This window comes from Sphingomonas parapaucimobilis NBRC 15100, from assembly GCF_000787715.1.
GTDB classification, from domain to species: domain Bacteria; phylum Pseudomonadota; class Alphaproteobacteria; order Sphingomonadales; family Sphingomonadaceae; genus Sphingomonas; species Sphingomonas parapaucimobilis.
Genome location: NZ_BBPI01000035.1, coordinates 116,819 through 137,031 on the forward strand (window position 1 = coordinate 116,819; position 20,213 = coordinate 137,031).

The 20,213-nt window shown below is 64.9% G+C and carries 30 protein-coding genes; 12 read left to right on the top strand and 18 right to left on the bottom strand.

Features of this window, described 5'->3' with window-relative positions:
- The 11 genes from SP5_RS07020 to SP5_RS07075 form a co-directional block, all read right to left on the bottom strand.
- Positions 1–195, bottom strand: coding sequence for a hypothetical protein (locus tag SP5_RS07020; protein ID WP_042486086.1), 195 nt, complete (start codon positions 193–195; stop codon positions 1–3).
- Between the two features lie 64 nt (positions 196–259).
- Entirely contained in the window at positions 260–721 is a 462-nt protein-coding gene (locus tag SP5_RS07025) for a hypothetical protein (protein ID WP_042486089.1), read from the bottom strand.
- A 73-nt stretch (positions 722–794) separates the two neighbouring features.
- Positions 795–1,733 (bottom strand): phage capsid protein, encoded by a 939-nt coding sequence (locus SP5_RS07030; protein WP_281177312.1) that lies wholly within the window; start codon positions 1,731–1,733, stop codon positions 795–797.
- 306 nt (positions 1,734–2,039) lie between these two features.
- Complete coding sequence (locus tag SP5_RS07035; RefSeq protein ID WP_157013617.1) at positions 2,040–2,951, bottom strand: hypothetical protein; 912 nt, start codon at positions 2,949–2,951, stop codon at positions 2,040–2,042.
- A 64-nt stretch (positions 2,952–3,015) separates the two neighbouring features.
- Positions 3,016–3,306 (bottom strand): Bbp19 family protein, encoded by a 291-nt coding sequence (locus SP5_RS07040; protein ID WP_042486098.1) that lies wholly within the window; start codon positions 3,304–3,306, stop codon positions 3,016–3,018.
- Positions 3,307–3,320: 14 nt separating this feature from the next.
- Positions 3,321–5,003, bottom strand: coding sequence for a portal protein (locus SP5_RS07045; protein ID WP_157013618.1), 1,683 nt, complete (start codon positions 5,001–5,003; stop codon positions 3,321–3,323).
- Between the two features lie 26 nt (positions 5,004–5,029).
- On the bottom strand, positions 5,030–5,395 hold the full coding sequence (locus SP5_RS07050) for a hypothetical protein (protein ID WP_167334686.1): 366 nt from the start codon (positions 5,393–5,395) through the stop codon (positions 5,030–5,032).
- Between the two features lie 15 nt (positions 5,396–5,410).
- Positions 5,411–6,142: a hypothetical protein gene (locus SP5_RS07055; RefSeq protein ID WP_042486107.1), complete on the bottom strand. Its 732-nt coding sequence runs from the start codon at positions 6,140–6,142 to the stop codon at positions 5,411–5,413.
- Between the two features lie 12 nt (positions 6,143–6,154).
- Complete coding sequence (locus SP5_RS07060) at positions 6,155–6,388, bottom strand: hypothetical protein (RefSeq protein ID WP_042486111.1); 234 nt, start codon at positions 6,386–6,388, stop codon at positions 6,155–6,157.
- Complete coding sequence (locus SP5_RS07065; protein ID WP_042486114.1) at positions 6,385–7,974, bottom strand: terminase large subunit domain-containing protein; 1,590 nt, start codon at positions 7,972–7,974, stop codon at positions 6,385–6,387. The genes SP5_RS07060 and SP5_RS07065 overlap by 4 nt, the downstream gene beginning before the upstream one ends.
- Positions 7,975–8,308: 334 nt before the next feature.
- A complete protein-coding gene (locus tag SP5_RS07075; RefSeq protein ID WP_042486120.1) occupies positions 8,309–8,902 on the bottom strand; it encodes a hypothetical protein in 594 nt (197 codons plus the stop codon).
- A gap of 636 nt (positions 8,903–9,538) precedes the next feature.
- On the opposite strand from SP5_RS07075, the gene SP5_RS19055 reads away from it, so the two are divergent.
- From SP5_RS19055 to SP5_RS07090, 4 genes are read left to right on the top strand one after another with little or no spacing between them, the layout of a single operon-like run.
- Positions 9,539–9,676, top strand: coding sequence for a hypothetical protein (locus tag SP5_RS19055; protein ID WP_157013621.1), 138 nt, complete (start codon positions 9,539–9,541; stop codon positions 9,674–9,676).
- Entirely contained in the window at positions 9,673–10,200 is a 528-nt protein-coding gene (locus SP5_RS18480; RefSeq protein ID WP_052811446.1) for a hypothetical protein, read from the top strand. Before SP5_RS19055 ends, SP5_RS18480 begins: the two co-directional genes overlap by 4 nt.
- Position 10,201: 1 nt before the next feature.
- The gene (locus SP5_RS07085; RefSeq protein ID WP_042486123.1) at positions 10,202–10,666 is read left to right on the top strand and encodes a hypothetical protein; all 465 of its coding nucleotides are present in this window, start codon (positions 10,202–10,204) and stop codon (positions 10,664–10,666) included.
- A complete protein-coding gene (locus tag SP5_RS07090) occupies positions 10,666–11,058 on the top strand; it encodes a hypothetical protein (RefSeq protein ID WP_042486126.1) in 393 nt (130 codons plus the stop codon). Before SP5_RS07085 ends, SP5_RS07090 begins: the two co-directional genes overlap by 1 nt.
- 13 nt (positions 11,059–11,071) lie before the next feature.
- Here the strand turns inward: SP5_RS07090 and SP5_RS19060 are convergent, their stop codons facing one another.
- The 6 genes from SP5_RS19060 to SP5_RS07110 form a co-directional block, all read right to left on the bottom strand.
- Entirely contained in the window at positions 11,072–11,248 is a 177-nt protein-coding gene (locus SP5_RS19060) for a hypothetical protein (protein WP_167334687.1), read from the bottom strand.
- A 28-nt stretch (positions 11,249–11,276) separates the two neighbouring features.
- On the bottom strand, positions 11,277–13,226 hold the full coding sequence (locus SP5_RS07095; RefSeq protein WP_042486129.1) for a hypothetical protein: 1,950 nt from the start codon (positions 13,224–13,226) through the stop codon (positions 11,277–11,279).
- Positions 13,223–13,459 (bottom strand): hypothetical protein, encoded by a 237-nt coding sequence (locus SP5_RS07100; RefSeq protein ID WP_042486132.1) that lies wholly within the window; start codon positions 13,457–13,459, stop codon positions 13,223–13,225. Before SP5_RS07100 ends, SP5_RS07095 begins: the two co-directional genes overlap by 4 nt.
- A gap of 208 nt (positions 13,460–13,667) precedes the next feature.
- The gene (locus SP5_RS19065; RefSeq protein WP_157013623.1) at positions 13,668–13,835 is read right to left on the bottom strand and encodes a hypothetical protein; all 168 of its coding nucleotides are present in this window, start codon (positions 13,833–13,835) and stop codon (positions 13,668–13,670) included.
- Complete coding sequence (locus SP5_RS07105) at positions 13,832–15,199, bottom strand: DUF7146 domain-containing protein (RefSeq protein WP_042486135.1); 1,368 nt, start codon at positions 15,197–15,199, stop codon at positions 13,832–13,834. Before SP5_RS07105 ends, SP5_RS19065 begins: the two co-directional genes overlap by 4 nt.
- A gap of 247 nt (positions 15,200–15,446) precedes the next feature.
- Positions 15,447–15,701, bottom strand: a complete 255-nt coding sequence (locus tag SP5_RS07110) for a helix-turn-helix domain-containing protein (RefSeq protein WP_084220606.1) — start codon at positions 15,699–15,701, stop codon at positions 15,447–15,449.
- Positions 15,702–15,794: 93 nt separating this feature from the next.
- Between SP5_RS07110 and SP5_RS07115 the strand changes: the two genes are divergently transcribed.
- The gene (locus SP5_RS07115; protein WP_042486140.1) at positions 15,795–16,157 is read left to right on the top strand and encodes a helix-turn-helix domain-containing protein; all 363 of its coding nucleotides are present in this window, start codon (positions 15,795–15,797) and stop codon (positions 16,155–16,157) included.
- On the opposite strand, the gene SP5_RS07120 is transcribed toward SP5_RS07115, so the two are convergent.
- On the bottom strand, positions 16,158–16,568 hold the full coding sequence (locus SP5_RS07120; protein ID WP_042486143.1) for a hypothetical protein: 411 nt from the start codon (positions 16,566–16,568) through the stop codon (positions 16,158–16,160).
- A 153-nt stretch (positions 16,569–16,721) separates the two neighbouring features.
- Between SP5_RS07120 and SP5_RS07125 the strand changes: the two genes are divergently transcribed.
- From SP5_RS07125 to SP5_RS07155, 7 genes are all read left to right on the top strand, one after another.
- Positions 16,722–17,075, top strand: a complete 354-nt coding sequence (locus SP5_RS07125) for a hypothetical protein (protein WP_157013624.1) — start codon at positions 16,722–16,724, stop codon at positions 17,073–17,075.
- A gap of 95 nt (positions 17,076–17,170) precedes the next feature.
- Complete coding sequence (locus SP5_RS18485) at positions 17,171–17,815, top strand: hypothetical protein (protein WP_157013625.1); 645 nt, start codon at positions 17,171–17,173, stop codon at positions 17,813–17,815.
- Positions 17,812–18,258 carry a hypothetical protein gene (locus SP5_RS07135; RefSeq protein WP_042486150.1) on the top strand — a complete coding sequence of 149 codons (447 nt, stop codon included), beginning with the start codon at positions 17,812–17,814 and terminating at the stop codon, positions 18,256–18,258. Before SP5_RS18485 ends, SP5_RS07135 begins: the two co-directional genes overlap by 4 nt.
- A complete protein-coding gene (locus SP5_RS07140; RefSeq protein ID WP_042486153.1) occupies positions 18,258–18,626 on the top strand; it encodes a hypothetical protein in 369 nt (122 codons plus the stop codon). The genes SP5_RS07135 and SP5_RS07140 overlap by 1 nt, the downstream gene beginning before the upstream one ends.
- A complete protein-coding gene (locus SP5_RS07145; protein ID WP_042486156.1) occupies positions 18,623–19,468 on the top strand; it encodes a hypothetical protein in 846 nt (281 codons plus the stop codon). Before SP5_RS07140 ends, SP5_RS07145 begins: the two co-directional genes overlap by 4 nt.
- Positions 19,465–19,701 (top strand): hypothetical protein, encoded by a 237-nt coding sequence (locus SP5_RS07150; protein ID WP_042486159.1) that lies wholly within the window; start codon positions 19,465–19,467, stop codon positions 19,699–19,701. The genes SP5_RS07145 and SP5_RS07150 overlap by 4 nt, the downstream gene beginning before the upstream one ends.
- Complete coding sequence (locus tag SP5_RS07155; protein ID WP_157013626.1) at positions 19,694–20,212, top strand: Lar family restriction alleviation protein; 519 nt, start codon at positions 19,694–19,696, stop codon at positions 20,210–20,212. The genes SP5_RS07150 and SP5_RS07155 overlap by 8 nt, the downstream gene beginning before the upstream one ends.
- Position 20,213 lies beyond the last annotated feature (1 nt).

Consider the following 20,213-nt stretch of genomic DNA (forward strand, 5'->3'; position numbering starts at 1 on the left):
TTACAGCGCGGGCCACTTGGCGACCGCGAACGCCGCCCGGATGCTATCCAGCGCCGACATCGCCTCCGCCTTCGTCATTTTCGTCTGGTCGACATTGAGTTCCAGACCGTCCGAACCGGCGATCGGCGTACCCGCGCCGACCGTCACATCCTTCATCGCCGCGCCACGGTTCGCGCTGAATTTCCACTGTGCCATGATGATCCCCGGCCACGCAGGAACGACGTGCGGGCGACCGTGGCCGCCGCCCGCACGCGCCCCGTCACCCGCCGTGAGGCAGGGTGTAGAAGATGACGTGCGTGAGAATGCCGGTCGCGGGCAGAGCGGCCGCTGCGACCGTCGACACCAGCCTGCACGACGCGGGCTGGAACTGGCCGAACGCCGTCGCTTTCATACCCCAGGCGGGTACGTCGGGCGTCTGATAGGTCGACGGCGAACGATAGACCGCCGGGCTCAACGTCGCCCCGATCAGGCGGCCCAGGTCGAGCGTCGCCGCGCCCATCGTCACCGACGGATTGAACGCCGATGCCAGCGGGACAGCGCCCTTGGGCAGCCCGCCCCAGTCGATCGTGTCGCCGACCGCGATCACCGGCTGCGCCGCCAGATCCAGCATCTTGACGACACTGTGGATCTTGCCACCGCGCAGCGATGCGTCACCCAGCGCCAGCGGCCCCGCGATACCGGCCGCCATCGGCTCGACCGGAGAAGCAAAAATCTTTGCCATTCTTTGTCTCCTGCGCCGCGATCGGCGCGCAAAAGGTCAGTGCCGACCGCCTCATGGGCGGCCGGGCGCCGGATCAGCTGTTGAGCACGAAGCCGCAGCGCGCATTGTCGGTGCGCGTGGCGGTCACGACCTGGTCGGTCAGCACCTGCACCGAACGATGCTTCTGGGGGATGATGTCGAGGTTCGTCTGGACATCCTGCCACCAGACGGCGCACATGCCGTCCTTCGACCAGAAGGGGTTCTTCTGATAGCCGTTGGCGTCGCGCGTCAGGTCGTACCAGGGCAGGTCGGGATTGTTCAGCTCGATCTCGACGAACTCGAACCCCATGATGCCGAGCAGGCTCTTGCCGTCCGCCGAAAAGCGGATCGAATTGGCCTCCTGATAATCGCTGCTCGTCACCTGCGCCTGCTGGAACAGGTCCTTCACCTCGTCCGCCGTCACGCCGAAGTAAAACGGCTGGTTGGGGTCGACGTGACCAGCGACCAGGCACGTGCGCGCCTCGATGACCTTCGGAATATTCATACCGGTCGGGCCCGACGCGCCGGTATTGGCCGGGACGATATTAGCGTTGGCGAACGGCACGACGACTTCGCCGCGCTTGCCCATCAGCATATTGCCGAAAAAGCCGCCATTCCCGTCGAAGCCGCCGATGAATGCACCGTCCTGCCCGCGCCGGATCGTGCCCGCGTGCTTCTTGGTATAGGCCCCTTCCAGATCGATGGCGCTGGCGAGTTTGTCCAGCGTGTCGACCAGATCGGCGTCATAGTCCTGCCCCGGCATGGCGCACCAGACGCCGTCATGCGTCGGATCGTCATAGACGACATCCGAGTTTCGCGTGGTCCGCTTCTTGACCTTGCCGTTCCCGACGATGTTCTCGAGCTTGTACATATCGCCCGAGCCGGTCTGACGCATGGCCTTGGGCAAGAGAATCGCGGACTGCTGATTGAGCGCCATCCGCATGCTGCTTGCAAATTTCGTATAATACGAGGCGGGGATTGAAGAAACGCCCATCGCGCCCTCCGAAAACTAGGTTGGACCTGGCTTGCGAAGGGCTTGTCGGAGTTGCCGGGCCACCTCTGACGCGACGACGTTCGCGCTCGACGGGCGCATCCACACCGGGGGCCGGGGACCGCTGGGAGGGCGGCCTTGTCCGGCACCAACGCGGCGTTTCAGGTAAGCCCCCGACACACCGACCCGCCCACCCTGCCGCATTGCGGCACCCCCGGTGGACGGCTCGTTGACTGGCAATCTTGTCTCGCAACGGGGGGTGCGGCGTCAAGATTCGACGCCGCATTTTATTGCCATAGGCAATAATCGTCAGGCGGCATCACGCTGTCGACGCTCGGCCTCGTCGGCTTGCGTCACCATCTCGATCAGGCGCGCATGCTCCGCGACCACCGCCGCGTCCTTTTCGCGCAACTTGGCGATCTTGGCCCCGTCCTTCTCGAAGGCCGACAGGGCCGCCCGCGCATCGGCGCCCGAAACGGCAAAGTCGCGCTTGCCCTCGATGAAACCGTCTTCACCCGACAGGCGGCCGATCTTCAGACCGAGATCCATCATCTTCTTCGTACCGCCCGCGCCGAGCGAACTCTGCATCGCCTGGATCTCGTCCTTCGAAAAGCCGAACGCATCGAAACCGCGCTGCGCCAGGATCACGTTCTGGTCGGCCTGCGCCCCCGCTTCGCGCTTCCATTCGGCCAGCTCGGCGTTCTGCGCATCGACCAGCGCGTTATGGTCGTCCATGATCTTCGCCATGGCCTTGTCCGTTACCGCCTCCCACGCACTGGCGGGCATGCCGCCTGCGAGTGCGACATCGCGCAGCGGCCCGAACAGCGCCATGTCGGCGTCCCAGCCCTCGGGCACATTCAGCTTATAGCCGTCGACCGTTTCCGGCACGCCGATCGCGCGGTGATAGGTGGCGATCTGCTCGGGCGTCGCTCCTTCGCCGGGCACCTCGACGCCCTTGCCGATCCGCCCCTCCAGCGATCGATAGGACTTCACCAGCGCGGGCATGTCGGTGAAGTTCTTGTTCTTCATCCAGTCCGCGTCGGACGGCGTCTTGTCGTCGAGCTTGTCGGCCGACAGGGCACCGTACCACGGCGCGTCCGACGCTCCACCACCGGCCCCACCCGCGCCGCCATCGTCCGGCTGACCGCCCGCGCCACCATCGCCGCCCGCACCGCCGGGCAGCTGCTCATGGCCGTCCGGGCTGCGCATGAAGCGGCCCATGCGACGTTCCCGAGGCGTCATACGCAGACCCGCACCGATCAACGGCGCGTGCATGATGCCCAATTTACGATAAGCCACTGTCCATCTCCATCAGCTTGCGAACCTCGGCCTCGTCGAGATTCAGGTGGTGAGTGAGCCGCAGGAACACCTCCCGACGGCCCAAATTTCGCGCATTGACGTAAGGGTCAGGCGAGAACGCCCCCTGTTCCGCGCGGCAAAAATCGCGCAGGTCCGCCAGAACGATTTCGGCGTCGCGCGACATTACGTTGTCGCTGCCCAGGAACAGCCGTTTGTAATGCTGCGACCGCAACAGCGCGATCTTGCGCGCCAGATACGTGTAGGCCCGCTGGACCATATCCTCTGACGGATTCACAGCCCCGCCCCACGCGCGATGTCGTTCGCCTTGCTCAGATCCAGCGCCGCGCCTGCGACGGCCGGAGCCACCGCGCCCATCTGCGCCATCGCATCGGCTTCCTCGCGCGCCTGGCGCTTGGCGGCAACTTCGTCAGGACTGTTCGTCCAGCTCGGGCGCACCGACAGCACCTCTGCGACACCGGGGATCGCACGGTCGAAATTGATATAGTCGGTCACGCTCTTGTCGATGGATGCGGCCTGAACGATGATTTCCACCCAACGGGTGAAGCCCGCGGCCTCTTCCGCGCGCGACATGCGCGCGAGCGGGTTCTGATAGACCGCGACGGGCTGTAGCCGCGCTTCGACCATTTCGGGCGGCATCGGATCGATCTGACCGGCCGCCATCAGAATATCCAGCTCGCGCTCGATCAGCGGACCCAGCTTTTCGGTTTCATGCTGCTCGGCGAACGGCCCCACCAATACGCCCTGCTTCTGCACCATCTCCAGAACCTGCGTCGCCGTCATGCGATCGGACGGGTTGGTCAGGATCTGGAACAGCTCTTCGAGGAACGCGGACTTGATGACCTCACGTTCGGCCGCCTGCATCTCCATCGCGAACGACGGCGCGCCGCCCCCCGGCATCGGCTGCACCAGCGACCGGCCGAATTCGTCGACCAGGCCGGGATTCATGCCCCCCGGCCGCGTCACCAGCTTGGAAATGTCGCCATCGTCGAAGAACGCCAGTGCAGGATCGCAGGCTTTATGCGCGGTCCGCAGCATCGTCTTGGCGATTTCGTTCGCCGTCTTGATCGTCCCGATCACCGATCCGGCGGGCGACTGCGGATATTTCGCGCCCAGCTCGACGCGCCCCGTGATCAGCGGCATCGTCCGGTATCCGCCCCGGCGAACGATCTTCTTCTCGTCCAGGGCGATATGCAGGCTGGCGATCGGCTTGCCCGGCACGCCAGGATTGCCCGGTTCATGCCGTTCGTTCGGCCGCACGATGTGCACGAACTGGAATTTGTCATCGCGCTTGGCCGGATTTTCATCGGTCCAGCACTGGCGCATCTTGTCGGTCAGCGCGTCGAGCCCGAACTTCTGCACCGCTTGACGAACGGTCAGCTCATATTCGCGGTGCACCGTGTCGACGCGACCGCGATGGTCCTCGTCGATATAGCATTCGGCCATATGCAGGTGCCGGTAATACAGGCCGCGTCCGACCCATTCGTCGGCCAGCAGCACCGCCGTCCCATATTTCCCGCCGCCCCGCACATCGGCCGCCATCTGCATGCCGAAGCCCGTCCACGACGCATAGCGGCATGCAAACAGGCGATCCGCTGCATGCTCACACCAGCGCTGCACCCCAGCCAGACGGTTGAGATCCTTGCTAGGCGTGGAGATGCCGTGCCAGCGCGAATTGCGCGGCACGGTCAGCCCCATGATCGCGGCGGTATAGCGCTTGAGGCCGATCACCGCCGTCTGATCGAAATTGTCGAGGCCAGCGCTGGAGCGCACTCCCCGGTAAAAACCACCCTCGGTCTGGGGATCGACACGTTCGTCGATGTCGCGCCACAGCGATTCCTTGATCGCCCGCTCGCTTTTCATGCGGGCATGGCGATCCAGATGTTCCTTAACCTCGCTGTCCGTACCGAGTTCGTTCACCGCCAGCCCCTTCAAATGGCGCGCCCGGCTGGGCACGCATCGCACGTCGATCCGGTCGGCGATCAGCCGGGATCGGGCGGATGAAGCGACAGGGCGGCGTTGGCGGCGTCCAGTTGCGCCGTCGCCGCCTGTGCCTCGCGGACCGCCGCCAGCTGCCCGGCGATCGTCGTCGCGGTTCGTGCCGCATAAAGCGCGCCCTCGATCATCGCCTGGAACGTTCGCAACCGCTCGGCCTGCCGCGCGGGCAGATAGGGCAGCACCCGATCGGCGACCGCCGCGACCTCGGCATAGTGCTGTTCGGCGCGCTCCACGGCCGCCCCCGCCTTGACGACAACGCCACTCGGCACGGTCGGCGGGTGTTGACCCGCATTGCACGCGGTAAGCGCCAGTGCAGCGACACCCGAAAGCATCAAACCCGTCATTCGCATGACCATCCCTCCTGCTTAGAACACGATCTGGCGATCGAGCCGGACGGTCTGCCCGGCCATGATCGTCACCGGCTGGGCGAGCCCGCACCACGCCACCTGCTCGCCCTTGCTGTCGAACAGGGCGAAGCCGACCAGCGAGATATTGCGGTCGGGCTTCACCGTCACAGGCTCGCGCAGCAGGACGCCGCGCCCGATGAGGTGCCAGCCGTCCGGCGCGACCGAGAGCGGCGCCAGCGATCGGATTTCCTGCTCGCCATCGGAGAATACGACATCGTGGAGATCCGACTGGACCCGCTCCAGAAGTGCCCGCTTGTCTTCGACCTCGGGCATCTCGACGACGCCGCGAACCTCGACGGACGGCGGCTTGGGGATGACGCTCGCCTTGCGCTTGGCCGCCGCCAGATCGGACTTCGCCTTGCTCAAATCGATCAGGGCCTGCGATTTTTCCTGCCGCTCCGCATCCAGCGACGACAGGACGCTGTCGCGCTCCCCCGTCATGCCGGTGAGCGCCGTCTGCGCATCGCCCAGCTCGGTCCGCGCCTTCTCCAGCTCGACAGACAACCCATCGCGATCGACGGTCATCGCCTCCAGCTTGGTGACGACATCGTCCCGTTCACCCTGCACCACGTCGCGCGCCTTGATGGCCTCGTCCCGTTCACCCTGCACCGCGTCGCGCGCCTTGATGGCCTCGTCCCGCTCCTTCGTCATCGCCGTCAGGGCCTTGGCCTGGTCCACTTCACCGCCCATGTGATCCTCCTATCAACTGCCCAGCGTTTCCTTGCCGACCGCACCGGCCGCCGCCTCCGCACCGCCGCGACCCGTCACGATGTCCGCCGCACCCCCACGCCGACGACGCAGCGCGTCGTCCATCGCAACCGCATCGCGCGCGTCGTCGCGCGTCGGCGTGGGTACGGGAGCGGGAAGTTTGGGGGCTTTGGGGATCAGGCCCAGCGCCTTGAGGGGCGCAGAAACGACCTTGCCGACCAGATTCATGCGCGGCCTCCGTGCATCGCGTAATCGCTTTCGTTGGTAATGGTGCGGCGACCGCCGCGCCCAGCTCCGGCGGTGCCGTCACCGCCCGCCATTTTCAGGCCCTTGGCCAGCTCGAAACAGCCATACTGACCGGCATCCATGAGGTCGCCGAAGCCCTGCACCTTGACCGGCTTGCTATCGAACCGCCCACCATCGACACCGCCCACGGCGACGCGCCGATAGACATATTTCGAGTTGAAGCCCTTCCGGGTCATCTTGCAGCGCGGATGAACGAGCAGCTTGGGTTCGGTGCCGACAAAGGTCGTCAGGCGATCACGAACAGCCTTGAGGCGCGGCGCGATGGCATTGCCTGGCACCGCCACTTTCTTGACGTGGACACCAACGCCCTTCTGGAAATCCTGTCGCCAGCTCCGGTGGTTGATGGCATCTTCACCGGCCGCACCCGCCGGATCGCAGCATGCCAACCCGATCTCCAACCCCGGATATTGCGTCGCCAGTCGCCCAGCGACTTCGCGACCGAACGCCTCCCCGCCGATCTGGCTGACCTCGATATGACCGGCGTCATCCTCGAATATCCGCGCCATCTCGTCGAAAAACCGAAGCTGGTCGATATTTGGCAACAACTGCGCGAACAGCACCGCGCCCATCAGGCCCTGATCCGCGAAGATCAGCGCCGGAAGTCCGCGCACAACCTCAAATTGCCGGACATGACCGCGCGGGGCTGTCGGATTGACGCTGATGTCGTCGATGAACTCGGGAAACACGACCGTTCCCGACCGCACTGGCCCGAACAGGTTGTCGATCATCCGGCGCTTCTTGTCGGGCGATTTCCGAAGGAGGGCGGCCTGTTTCAGATAATAGGCGCGCCCGCCGGGAAGATTGTGCAGATTTTCTGCATTATCCTCCAGCCCGCCGGGCTGTTGATGAAAGGCCAGAAGTGGCTGTTTTCCGCCACTTTCAGCCGCCAGAACCTCGGCAAGCTCCGGGTCGATATTTTTGTCGACGCAAAGATCGTACGTCCAGTTGTCCTCTTCCGGCGCGTTGAAGTCGCCGAAAATCTGGGCAAAAGCGCAACCGCCGTCCGTCATGCCGGGATAGCGGCCGACGCGGCCGACACCGAGTTCGATGATCGAGAAGGGCAGCAAATCCGCCTCGTTCAGCCACAGCCAGGTCAGCTCCAGGCCGCGCAGCACGTCCTCGACACTGTTGTCGCCGATCGCGGTGAAAATCACTTCCATATCGAGCTGGTGGAATCCGGGCTCGCCGCGAACCCCGATGTCCAGGGTGAAGCTATGCGTACGCGGAGCTTCACCCGACCAGCGCCCGAGTTTCTTCGGGAACCACTGGTGCCACGACTTGATTACCGTCCGGTCGAGGTTAGGATAGGTATCGCGTACGACAGCGCCACGACATTTCTTGACGTGGCATTCCCGCGCGGGGTCCCAGACAGCGTGCTGAGCCATTCCGATGCGCATCGTCTTGGCGATGCACTCGGTGGTCTTGCCACCTCCAACCGGCCCCATGATGAAGGCGAGAAAAGCCGGATCGATGCCGAACGCACCTGCAACCGGCCCTACCGGCTTCATCAACCGGGTAAGATCACCGCTCACTCCCCCGACCCCATGAAACCGCTGGAGAGTTCGCGCCCCAAATCCGCGAACAGGATGTCGAAGGGCCAAATCCGCCCGGAAATTTGAAACGCCCCGAGGGCGGGGGAGAGCTTTCCGATCGCCGTCGGCTTGGGGGGGGCCGGGGGGGGGCCGGGGCGGCCGACCGGGGGGGTGGTCGCGGCGCGGCTGGCCGCCACGCCGATCGGGCGGCGGGCGAGGATGGGGGGGCGTGCGCGAAGCTGCGAAAGCTGACGCACGATGCCAAGAAATGGCGGTTTTCTGCGGGTTTGCGCTAGGCGTTCCGACGATGTCATTCCGACACCCCATCACGCATACCGCTAAGCCGCTGATTTTCCGCGTTTTCCTGATCGAGCGCGAATGACAGCATCGGGGCCGCGCTGGTCGGGATCAGAACCCCGCCATCGACCGGCGCCGGGCCGCTCTGCATGATCAGCGTCATGTGCCCGTCGAGATTGCCGGTGACGGCGACGGGCATCTTGCTTTCCATGTACGGGGCCAGTTCGGCCGCCGCCGACTTGATCAGCGCGGCCGCCTCCAGCTTCGTGCAGCAGAGCTGCGCCGCCAGAAGCTCCGGCGTCTGGGCCTGCATCTCGGCCAGCGTTTCGAGCGGGTGGCGATACCGCGACGCGAGGTAATCACGCATCTTGCCGGTCCGCTTGTTCGTCGCGCCACGCGGGCGGCCGACGCCTCGCTTCCGCACTTCCTCGACGGCCAGGCGAATGTGGTGACCGTCGCGCGGACCGTCGCCGAGCGCCATTTCCACCTGTTGCGGATCGGCGAACAGCATCGGCCCGGCCTCTTCGACCGCCGATGCGACGGCGGACGCCAGACCGGCCGCGCCGTCCGCATATCCGCCCCCTATTTTATTCGCTTCGTCCGCCACTGGCGCGCCGCCCCTCGATCAGAGGCAGACCACCTACAGCAGAAGCCGCGCGCCGGTCCAAACCATGGCCGCCGCGTTACCGCGTTACCGGGCTTGCGGCTGTCCGGTAACGGCGATCGGTAACGCTCAAGATGCTGAAAGAAGGCGATTTATATATGTTGTTACGACGTTACCTGTATTTCCATCCCTTTATACGCGCATGTGCCCGCGCGCGTATGCGTATAACACGCGCGCGCGAGGCCGGTTACGCGGTAACGCGCACCTATTCCCGTTATTTATCAATGGCTTAGACGTTACCGGGAGCGTTACGCTCTGCCGTTACCACCCCCCGACCCGTGCGGTAACGACCAGCTCAACCGGCCCTGCCGCACTATCTGCACACCAACGGGGTTGGGGCGCAAGAGGTTAGTTGATGGAGAGGGTTTGAGGCGGGCGAACGGGTTGCAGGATCGAGGCGGCGGGAGTGGCGAGCGGCCGCGCGACGCACCGCGCCCGTCGCCTCTGGCGACGAACGCTGTCGCGCGAAGTTATTTGTTTGGGATCGGCAACAAAGGCGCTTGACATTGGTTGTAATAGTGCAGATTATCTGCACTCGCCTGTTATCGGACGGGCGAACAGTCAGAAAGGACTTGCACCATGACCATCGACCGGTCCGCCGTCGCCACGGCTCTCGCAAAAGCCATCGCCTACAAGCAGTGCGGCAAAGATCAGATGGCGGCCGATTATGCCCGCGAGCTGGTCCGCCTTCTCGAATGCGCGGAGATCTTGAAGTGAGCGCCGCCCTGCCCTTCGATCCCGCAAAGGTCGGGATCGAGCGCAAGCGGTTCAGCACCACCCAGGGTGAGGTTTTGCTGACCTATGCCGGTCAACCGATGCTCCAATATGGCGACACCATCCGGCTGGTCGGTCGCGACTATGTCGGCATCCCCGACGAAGAATGGATGCCGATCGCGCGCCGCGAAGCCATCGTGCGCGGCCTGGCGGCCGATCTGGTCAATTACGATGCGCATGTCGTGGCGGTCGAACGCGCGATGCTGACGGCGCTAGGCCATCATCGCTCGGCTGCGGAAGTCGCGGCCATGTATCGCTATGCGGGCATCACCCGCCATAATCGGCGGGTTCGGGGTATCGACCGGCTGCGGACCGGGGACATGATCACGTCGCGAACCCATGGTGAAGGCCGCATCACCCGCGTCGGTGAGGATGGCTGCTATGTCAGCGTGGATGACGAGCGCGCGCCGGTCTTCGTCTATTTCGAGGAAATCACCAGCAACGCGCCATACGGGGAGCGCCGCTGACATGCGCGCGAACAAACTGACGATCGCCGCCATCGAGGCAACCGCGCCCCAGGCCAACGAGATCTTCGCCGATACGCGCGCCGATATAACCCGTCTCGGAGCGCCAGCGTCCCGCTATGACCGCCGCTGGCACCGAAAGGAATTGGCGGTGTGGAACCGGTTCGTGGTGCGAATGCTCGGGTGCGACGCAAAAACCGCGTCACCGGCCGCCCTGGACGTCCTGTGCGACCTTTTTACCGAGCTGGGCGCAATCAATACCCCTGCCCGCCTCATGGCCGCCTGGGATGCTGCGGACGCGGCCGCCCTGCCGCTGACCCTTCCGGCCGATACCGATCGCGGCCGGATCGATCGCGATCAGCAGCTGACGGGGTTGAAGGCCGCAAGCCGCCTCCGGTCGACCGCGCCGCAAATGAACACGTACGACCTTCCCCTGTTCGCGGCCGCGCAGCAACCGAGCATGTTCTGATGAGCAGCGACTGGCACCCCATCGCGACCGCACCGCGTGACGGCACCATGCTGGAAGTGCTGGTGCCCAGCGCCACAGGCGGCCTGATGGAAGGGCGCGCCTATTTCGACCAGGCGGCCTATGACGGCTCATGGTGGTGGGAAGACACCGCCATGGCCGATTACGTCCACGACCCGATTGAGGAATGCAACCATGGCGCGCCGGTCTATTGGCGCGCTATCGAGCGACCGAGCGACCCAGCCGAGTGGCTGGCCCGGCGCTTCTATATGGAGCGGCCCGCGCGATCGGACACGTTTCTAAGCTGGCAGGAAGCCCAGCGCGAGGCCGCGCCTTATGTGGATGACCTACGACGGTTTGCGACTATGGCGGTAGCCGCGTTGCGGCGCGCCTGACGCCCCAACGTCTTTAATCGAGCCGGAAAATACCGTCCGGCCGATCTTCCGGTGTTTCCAGATCGCAAACCACGTTAGCCGGGCCTCCCAAATCCTTCCAGTCGATGCCGGTCGGACCAAGCGCGAGAATGGTTGGGTCCGTCTTGTAAAGGTCCGCGTTCTGCACGGCCTCCGGCATCCGCTGGAACATCCTCGGACAGACATGAAGTGTCCGCATTTCAAACCTCCTCCGATTCTCGCACGGTCGCCACCACGTCGTCGCGCTGGATGATCTGGTCGACCGGCACCAGCGTGCATTTTGTCGGCGAACCGCCGATCCGCTGCGTGACGCCCCAGCTCGCACCCTTCATACGCTTGAGCGCCTGTGTCCACACACCCTCTTTCCAGCGCGAATTTTCAAACACGCGCGACAGGCCCTGATGCGTGATCGCCACCGCGACATAATCACGGCCGGGCGCGGGTTTGGGCGCGCCTTCCGCGACGGCCATGTTCGCCTTGCCGGTGACGATTCGCATGCCGACCTTGGCGAGCGCGTCGGCCGCCTCTCGGACCCGACCACGGATATTTTCGTCCACATCGCCACCCAGGACAGGCTCGGTCGCCTGGAGCAGCCAATCGGAAATCAACCGCGGCGTACCGCTGCGCGCGAGCTGCACCAGCGAGCTGGCCATATGCGCCACGCACATTTCGCTCTCGCTCTGCGCCTCCGCCGTCTCGCCAAGCCGCTCGCGCGACAACAGGCTACCCCACTGCAATAGGGCTTCGTCATCCGGCATATCGTCATCAAGCAGGATATGCGCGGCCGCTAGCAGCGTTCCGAACTGGTCGGCCGCGCGGCCGCCCTGCCCGCCATGATCGATTAGCGCGTCGGTGTACCGCTCCAGCGTCCCCGCCCACAAATGCCAGCGATCGGCCAGCCTACGCCGTAGCCACGCGCCGATCGCGTTGATTTCGCCCTTGTCCATCTTGGGTTCGCGACTGCCAGCTGGCAGCTCCCCCAATTCCAGCATGGCAAGGCGACTGCGATCCTGCGGCGGCATGGGGGGGACGAGGATGGACGAGAACAGGAAGCAGCTCGTCGCTTGAAACTCATGGCCGGTATGATCCTGACCGCCGCGAACGATATTGCCCTGCGAGCTGGCGGCCAAGCGCGCCAGCTTCACCAGTGCGAGAATCTTGCGGTTGTCCTGATCGGCTTCGGCCTCGTCGATCGCGACCGGCAGCGACTGTTGACCCAGCACCTGGCGCACGCCCGCTTCCGAAGCGTCCGGCGATTGCAGGATACCACCGTCGAACAGCCAGCCCTTGACCTTCTGCAAGGCCGACTTGCCCGTGGCCTTGTCGCCAGTCAGCCAGGCCAATGGCCGGTAATCCAGCGCCCCGCCCAGCATCGCCGCACCGTCCCAGCCGATCAGCAACATGGGGTCTATCAGCGGCCGGGCCCAATTCCACGTCTTGTACAGCTCCAGGAGCACGACGCCCGGCGAAGCCTTCTCCGGGATCTCGATCCCACGCGCCCGGAGGGAGCCGACCAGATTCGGGGCCAGCATCTCGCCGGTGACATCACCGCCACGGCCGGGCCGGGGAATGGCGGGCATGGTCGGATACACCCGCCCGTCATGCTCGCCGGGCTTGTGCCAGCGTCCGCCCATCAGGACGTGATTGCCGCAATGCAGGATCAGCCCGCCTTGGTCATCGATCCATGCGCCGCGCCCCCGCACCTTCTCGCGCGGGTTCCACACGCCTTTGGCGGCCGCCACATCCATCAGCAGCATGGCGACATCGTCATTGCGCCAGCCGGTGACGATCCACTCTTCGACATCCTCGCCGTCGGGGCCCTTGGACTTGACCATCTTCTTGCGCGGCCATTCGTCCATCAGATAGGCGCTGTCGGGCGCGAACATGCCGACGATATGCTTGTTCGCCACCTTGTCGCACGTCAGGCCGCGCAGCTCGCCAAGCGCCGTCAGGAAATAAAACACGCCGTCTTCGGTGCCCACCGGCACGACCGGGCACCCCTCCGGCATCACGCGCGGCGGGCGGCCGAACCGATCGTCATCCCCGCCACCATCATTGGCCGCATCGAACGGATCGCCGGGCGCCGGATCAATGGGCGGTTCGACTAGGTTGGACAACGCTTCGCGGACCGGTTGCAGGTGCGCGCTCACAGCGGCTTGCCTTCCACAAAGACATGCTCGACCTTCATGCGATTGGCGGGCTGCCGACACGGACGGCTCTCGCCGCGCGCATCTTTATAATCCTGCCATTGTCCCAGCCGCTTGGCGAGCAGCCGCGACTCTCTGGCCGACAAATGCAGACTACCAATCGCCTGGTTACCAGCGATCACGACGATGGAAACCCCATCGCCGACGACCCAATCGAAATAGAGCGATCCACTCACCTGTTGCCGCTCCAGCGCGTTTCCATTTCGGATGGGGCCTTGCTCAAATCGATACGCAGTTCCCGCCGGGGCGGACGAGTCGGGGCAGAGGGGCTTTGAGAGTGCTTTATGTCCTCGGGACGCTCTGCCAGCGCCTCCACGGGCTCCGGTTTGCCCGATCCTGTCCGGCGCGCCTCGCGCCGGATCGCGCGTCGAAAAGCCAGCCGATTCATGACCGGGCCGCTATCGCGATGCACACGCCGAAAATGGTCAATGCGATGAGGCGGACGTGCAGACGCGTGCTTGCGCTGTAATCCAGCACATCCTGATGCGTGTCGGGCACAATGATGACGAGGCCCACCAGTACCGCGATTGCCCCGCAAACGGCTTCGATCATACACCCTCCCGCTGCGCGCTCTGCGCCAATTCGTTGATGTCCTTCACGCCGCGCGGCACCTCGCAGAACAGCACCTTGCGTCCGCGCGCGCGCTGCGCCGCGACACCGCGCATCAGCATCTGTTCCGCCTCGCTGCCGGGCGCGTCGTTCTGTTTCAGGATGATCAGCCGCCCCATCTGCGGCGGCAGATCGAGCGCCAGCAGATTGCCGAGCGCGATCATCGCGATGACGCGCAGCGACGGATCACCCGAAGCGGCCGTCAGCCCGTCCTCGATACCTTCGGACGCCCACACGTCCGTTCCAGCCGGAATGTCGCGGAGAGGACAGGCATGCCGCCCCTTCCACACGGGGATATGTCCGCCGTGATAGGTGCCCATGACCTTTTTCGGGTCATTGGGTTCGCCCCGCCGGTTGAGGCCGATCAGGTCGCCTCCCGCCTTGCGGTTGCGGACCACGTCCAGCCAGGTGCGATGCGTCGCGATATGCTGGCCCGCCAGATTGGTGACCATCGCCACCATCGCCGGTAACAGGATCGGCTGCTCGCCATCCTTCGGCCAGCCATATTGCAGCGCCTCGTGATAGCGGAGCGATCCGGGGAACCGCCCCAAAGCCTCGAAGTCGATCCCGCGACCCGCCGATAGATAATGGTGGACCGGATCGCCGATCTTAAGCGGCGATGCCTGATGATAGCGGCGCTGCGCGTTCTTCGTCTTCTTCGCGGCGTCGGCCTGGGCCTGCGCATCGCGCTCCGCACGACGCCCTTGCGATTCGAGCCGGAATTGCTGCAATCGCGCCGGGTCGCTGTCGTCGATGTGCAGCCATCCCTTGGCCCAGCGGACCGCCTGCTTCACATCGCCCTGGAACAGAACCTCCGCGATCAGCCACAGCGCGTTACCGCCCTCGCGCGTGCCCGTGGGCGCAAGGAAATCCTTCCACCACCCCCGACGCGGCCCGCTGCCGACGTGGATGCGCAGCGACTGGCCGGGATCGCCCGCCAGATTGCCGACACACATCTCATTGCCTTCCTCATAGGCGTTGGGCAGCAGATCCTTGACCAGCGACTCGATACGGTCGGTCAGCAGGTCGACGATTTCGTCGACGCTCATGGTCGGGCCTGTCATCCGCGCGCGAAGCCGCTGGATCGCCGCGACATGGCCGTCGTTCGCCGCGACGAGGTCGCAACCCAGTTCCGGCCGATCGTCGTACAGCTTGACGACCAGGCGCACGGTGCTTTTCGGCCGCCCCGTCGCTTCGCAAATCGCATCGATCGACCGCCCGGCGTCCCAATGCGACAGAATATCACGTTCATACTCGGCAAGACCGTCCTCCAGTCCGCGTTCAAAGGTGCCCGCCGCGTCAAGCATGGGAGTACGTTCGCGGCGGGCACAGGACGACCGGGCGGCATTGCAGCGCGCGCCCGCACCATCGGCGGGGAGTGGTCGCCGACGATCCCGAATTGGCGGTGAAGCCCCCCGACATGGTCAGGACCCCACGCGCAAAAAATTATCAGTTTGATCCCGATTGTTTTGTTGGATCAATTTCCTAAACTGGAACATAAGAAGAACAAAACCGATGGAGAACGGAATGTCAGCTTGCATCCTCGCCTTCCCCTCACGCCGCCCGCGCCAGCGCGGACAGCGCGGCGTCGAGCAGCCGACGCCAGCGCGGAATATCGTAAAAGCTGTTGGGCTCGACCTCGCCAGCCGTGTAGCGATAGATCCGCTCCATCACTTCGGGGGATGGAACAACCGGATTTTTCGACCGCTCGATCTGGCTGATATGCGACTGCGATACGTCGATCGCGTCGGCGAGCTGCCCCTGGGTGAGGCCCCGCTTCTTCCGCCAATCCACCAATCGCAACGGCATTCGCCTGTCTCCTGTTCTGGAAACCGACGCTATTACGATAGCTTATATTTTGTCAATTGCCATAACCAGAACGACGAGGCACAATATAAGCAGATGTCATATGTCATCGCCATGTTTCCGGACAATCGCCTCCGTGAGCTGCGCAAAGCGGCAGGGCTCAGCCAGACGCAACTGGCCGAGGCGAGTGGCGTGTCCCAACCGTACATCAGCCAGATGGAGAATGCGGACGGGACGACGCTCGACATCGCGCGCATGCGCGCCCTCTCGCGCATCCTGAAATGCACCCCCGCCGATCTGCTCGCGGTGGTCGACAACCCCGACCGGCTCGACGACGAGGAACGCGAGCTGATCGCGCGCTACCGCGCGTCCGGCATGGCGCAGCGCGAGATGATCCGCCGCGTCGCCGAACCCCTGCCTGTTCCGGCAGAACCGGCCCGCCGTACCGCCGTCGCCTGATCAGCGGGCGGGCAACACCCGCTCGCTTTGCCAGAACATGCTATAAGCGGTAGCGCCGACCACCAGTAACTGGGCAATCGGCGCTAGACGTGCCCAGGCCATGGGCATGATCACCAGCTCATAGAACAGCCCGGCCAGGCACAACCCCAGCAGCTCGACAAAGACGATGCGCGGCGCATAGCCGCGCAGCACCGCGTCGCACGCCGCCCGCGCGGCCGCCACGCCGACGCCGCCCGCCAAACACGCGACGAAGAAGCCGATGATTTCCGGCCGGATCACCGTCATCACCATATAGAATAAACCAGCGACCAGGCCGACGACCATCGCGACCACCGCCAGGACGATCGGCACCAGCACCATGGCAACGGCCGTTCCGCCGATCCGCGCCGCATCCCCCGTGTTTCCCGCCATTTTGTCGCTCCAGCCTGTCATGGACAGGCTGGCGCGACGCTTTGCCGATCGCAAGAGCCCACGACGCCGCGTCAAAATATAAGCTATGGACATAATATAAGCATATCTGATATTCCGGTTTTCAGACCAATATCGGAGGCGCTTATGGGCGTGATGAAGCCCGAGGCATTCACATACAGCCTTGAAGACGTGATGCGGCGGTTCGGCCAGACGGCGGACACCGGCATCGCCCGCACGCCACGCTGGCAGCTCCAGTTCGCGGCCCGCCTGATCGAGAAACAGGCTTTCCCGGCACCGCTCCCGATCCTTTCGGGCGTCGAGCTGACCGACGCGCTCAAGCCCAAGAGCCGCTGGAACATGGCGGCCGTCGATCGCTGGTTCGAGGATCGCGTCACGCCCGAAGTTACCGCCGCGCAGGAACGCTCCCGTCGCCGCGAAGGCGAACGGACCATGGACGATCGCGCACAGCGTCTGGGCCTCAGCCTCGTCAACGGGGATCGCGCATGACCGCGCTTCTCCATTTCGCCATTTTCGTCGGCGCCGGGCTGACCGCCGTCGGCTCGCTCGCCAGCGACCTTCACCGCCTCAGTGGGAGATAGTCCATGTCCGCTCTTTTCATGCCCCGCCCTAACGACACGCTGTCGGCTGACAGCTCGCAGGTTCTGATCGGCGACGCGCTCCGCGACATCATCGGCGAGCGCATCGAGCAGATCGACAAGCACGGCCACACGCCAACCGCCGACGATCGCTATGAGACGCCCGCCGAGCTGATCGGCGCGGCAACCTGCTATGCGGATACCGCCCATGATCAGGTCGACGGTCCGCCGTCCTATGATCCAGATCTCGCTCCGGCCGAATGGCCCTGGTCGCCGCAGCATTGGCGTTGCGGTGACGCCCGGCGCAATCTGGTCAAGGCTGCCGCGCTCCTGTGGGCCGCGATCGACAACATGGATCGCGCCGAACGGTTGAAGGCCGGGGCGGATGACCGCCCCATGGCAACCGGCACCGAGCCTTGTTCGCAATATCGGCCGATCGATGCGACGACGGGCTTCGCGCGCGGGATCGCGGACAGCAGGACGTGGCTCGTCCGCGACGGCGAAGGCAACAAGGCCGCCGCATTCTGGACCGGCGATATGTGGGTGTATGCCACCGACGACGGCCCCCATGAACAGCTCGATTTCGAGCCCACCCATGTCCTGCCCGGCCGCGCGGGGCGCCCCGGGTTCGTGGACTTCGCCGTCGCATGAACAGCCTCGCTTATATCGCCGCGCAGCGCGCCCGCGAGGTTCTGCAGGTCGGCGACCGTATTCAGGTAGATCACTGCCCCAAAGGACGAATAACCGTCACGATGACGGGCTGGTCCGGCGATTACTTCACCAGTGCCACGCATGACGACCTGATCCCCGGCTGCATCGTCAAGGTCAACGGCCACCCAATGCGGTTCATTCGGCCGGAGGAAGAGGAAGAATGGGAAAATCCGGATTCTCAAGCGACCGCGCGGCGCAGCGAGGTCGACCGCTGGGATTGCGGCAATAGCCACCTGATCTATCGGACGGCGCTTCGCCTCATCGACCGCAACCGCATCCGCGAACTCGACACGATGGAGTTCATCGTCGATGCGGTGCGACGGGCGGGGCCGTCCTTTGCCGCAGCGGTCGCGATCGACCTCGACGAGGACGTGCCGTTCTGATGCCGCGCCACAGTCTCGACGACGCGGCGATCCAGCGGGCGCTCGAAATGCGCGCGGCTGGGCGAAGCTGCAAGACGATCGCCAAGACGCTCGGCGTGTCGATCGGGGCGGTGAACTACCAGTGCCTGCGCCACGGCGTCATCTCCCCCCATCAGCGCCGTACCGCGGTGCCGATCCAGCCCGCCGCGATCGTCGGTCCAAGCGGCCGCGTGCAGCGGGCTTTCACCCAGGCCGATGACGAACAGCTCATGGCGCTGGAAGCCGCCGGAACAGGCTACCGGGCCATGGCCCGCCAGCTCGGCCGTGCCTATTCCAGCATTCGCATGCGGCTGCTCGCCATCGCCATTCGCGAGGAACTGCCCGCATGACGCTCCGGCCGCTCACCGATGATTTCGCCATGCGCTCGGCCGACACAACGACCCCGCCCCATCTGGTCGACCGACGCGCCATGCTGGTCGAGCTGGAGGAGGAGTTGGACAAGCGGATCCGCGTCTATCCCGGCCATGTCGAGCGCCGGTTGATGAGTCGCGAGGATGCCGAACATCATATCGTCGTCTGGCGCGCGATCATCGCCGATTTCCACCGGGACGAGGCGGCCGCCGCGCGGCGCGACGGCCATGGCTATGCCATCGATCCGGCCCCCTACACCCATGATTTCGACGCCCGCGTGCGCGAGCTGCGCCGCGAACTGGCGACCAGGCGCAATGCCTATCCCAAATGGATCGCCAGCCCTGCCAATCCGCTGACCGCCGAGACGGCCACGCGGAAACTCACGCGGCTCGATGCGGTCCACTGGCGCTACTGGATGCACCTTTTCGCATTCGACGAGCGCGGTGATCCCCTCGACCTGACCCGCCTCGCCCACGCGGCCGAGCGCGAAATGCTGAACCGCGCGGCCGCATGGCGCGACGCATCCGCCAGAGGCGGCATTCCGGCCGCGATCGCGGCGCGCTGGCGCAACCACTGGCAGGTCATCGTCCTGCTGCTGCGCGAGGTCCGCGACGGGACGCCCGCATGGGAACTCGTCCGGCCGACTGACATGCCCCGCCTTGCCGCGACCGCTTGGGGCGTCCTCGACCACTATCTGACGCTCGGCACGGCCGGAGATCCCGCCGCAACCGCCCGCGTCGCCCAGCTGGAGCCGCTGTTCTGCTGGCTCGACCGGCTGGCCCGCCAGCACGCACCCCTTCTTAGAAAGGAAGTCGCATGAACTACCAGAAAATCTCGTCACGCCTCTCGCCCGGACAGATCAGCACGATTCGGGGCCTTGATGCCACCCCCTGCATCCTTGGATGCGCGGAACCTACAGCCATCCGCTTATCGAAGCCCGCGAAGGTCCGGCCAGCATTAACCGTCAAGACGATGGGCCCCAACGGCCCAATGTTCGCACTCAACAGCCACGGCCTCGAGGTCAAGAAAGTGGTGGAGGCCGCCCGTGGCTGAAATACCGGAACTTCTGCCGTGTCGGTTTTGTGGATCGGCCGATGTGAGCATGTCTTTCTCCGCGACCTTGCAGAGTCCGGAGCCCGCCTCCCGCTTTGTCGAATGCGAGGACTGCACGGCCTGCGGCCCCAGCGTCAAGATTGTGGATGGTGATGATGCCGACGCGAAAGCATCGGCGGCTGCCGCTTGGAACACGCGTGTCACCTCGCCAGCCGGGCAGGAAGTCACCCGCGCCGCCCCGCCCGCGATGGATCGTGAGGCGGTGGAGAAGGCGTTGACCAGTTGTCGCGACCAGTTCGCCTTCCAGGGGGAGGGGTGGCAGCCGATTGAGACTGCCGTGCTGTGGGAAGTCTACATCGTCACGGACGGCATCAATGCTGCGATGTCGCAATATGCGGAAAGCGATCACGGCGACCGTTTTTGGGCAGTTGAGCCGGAAGATGCGCTCGAATGGGAGCCGACGCACTGCATCGCCACCCCCGCCTCTCACGCCAGCGATGGGGGAAAGTAGG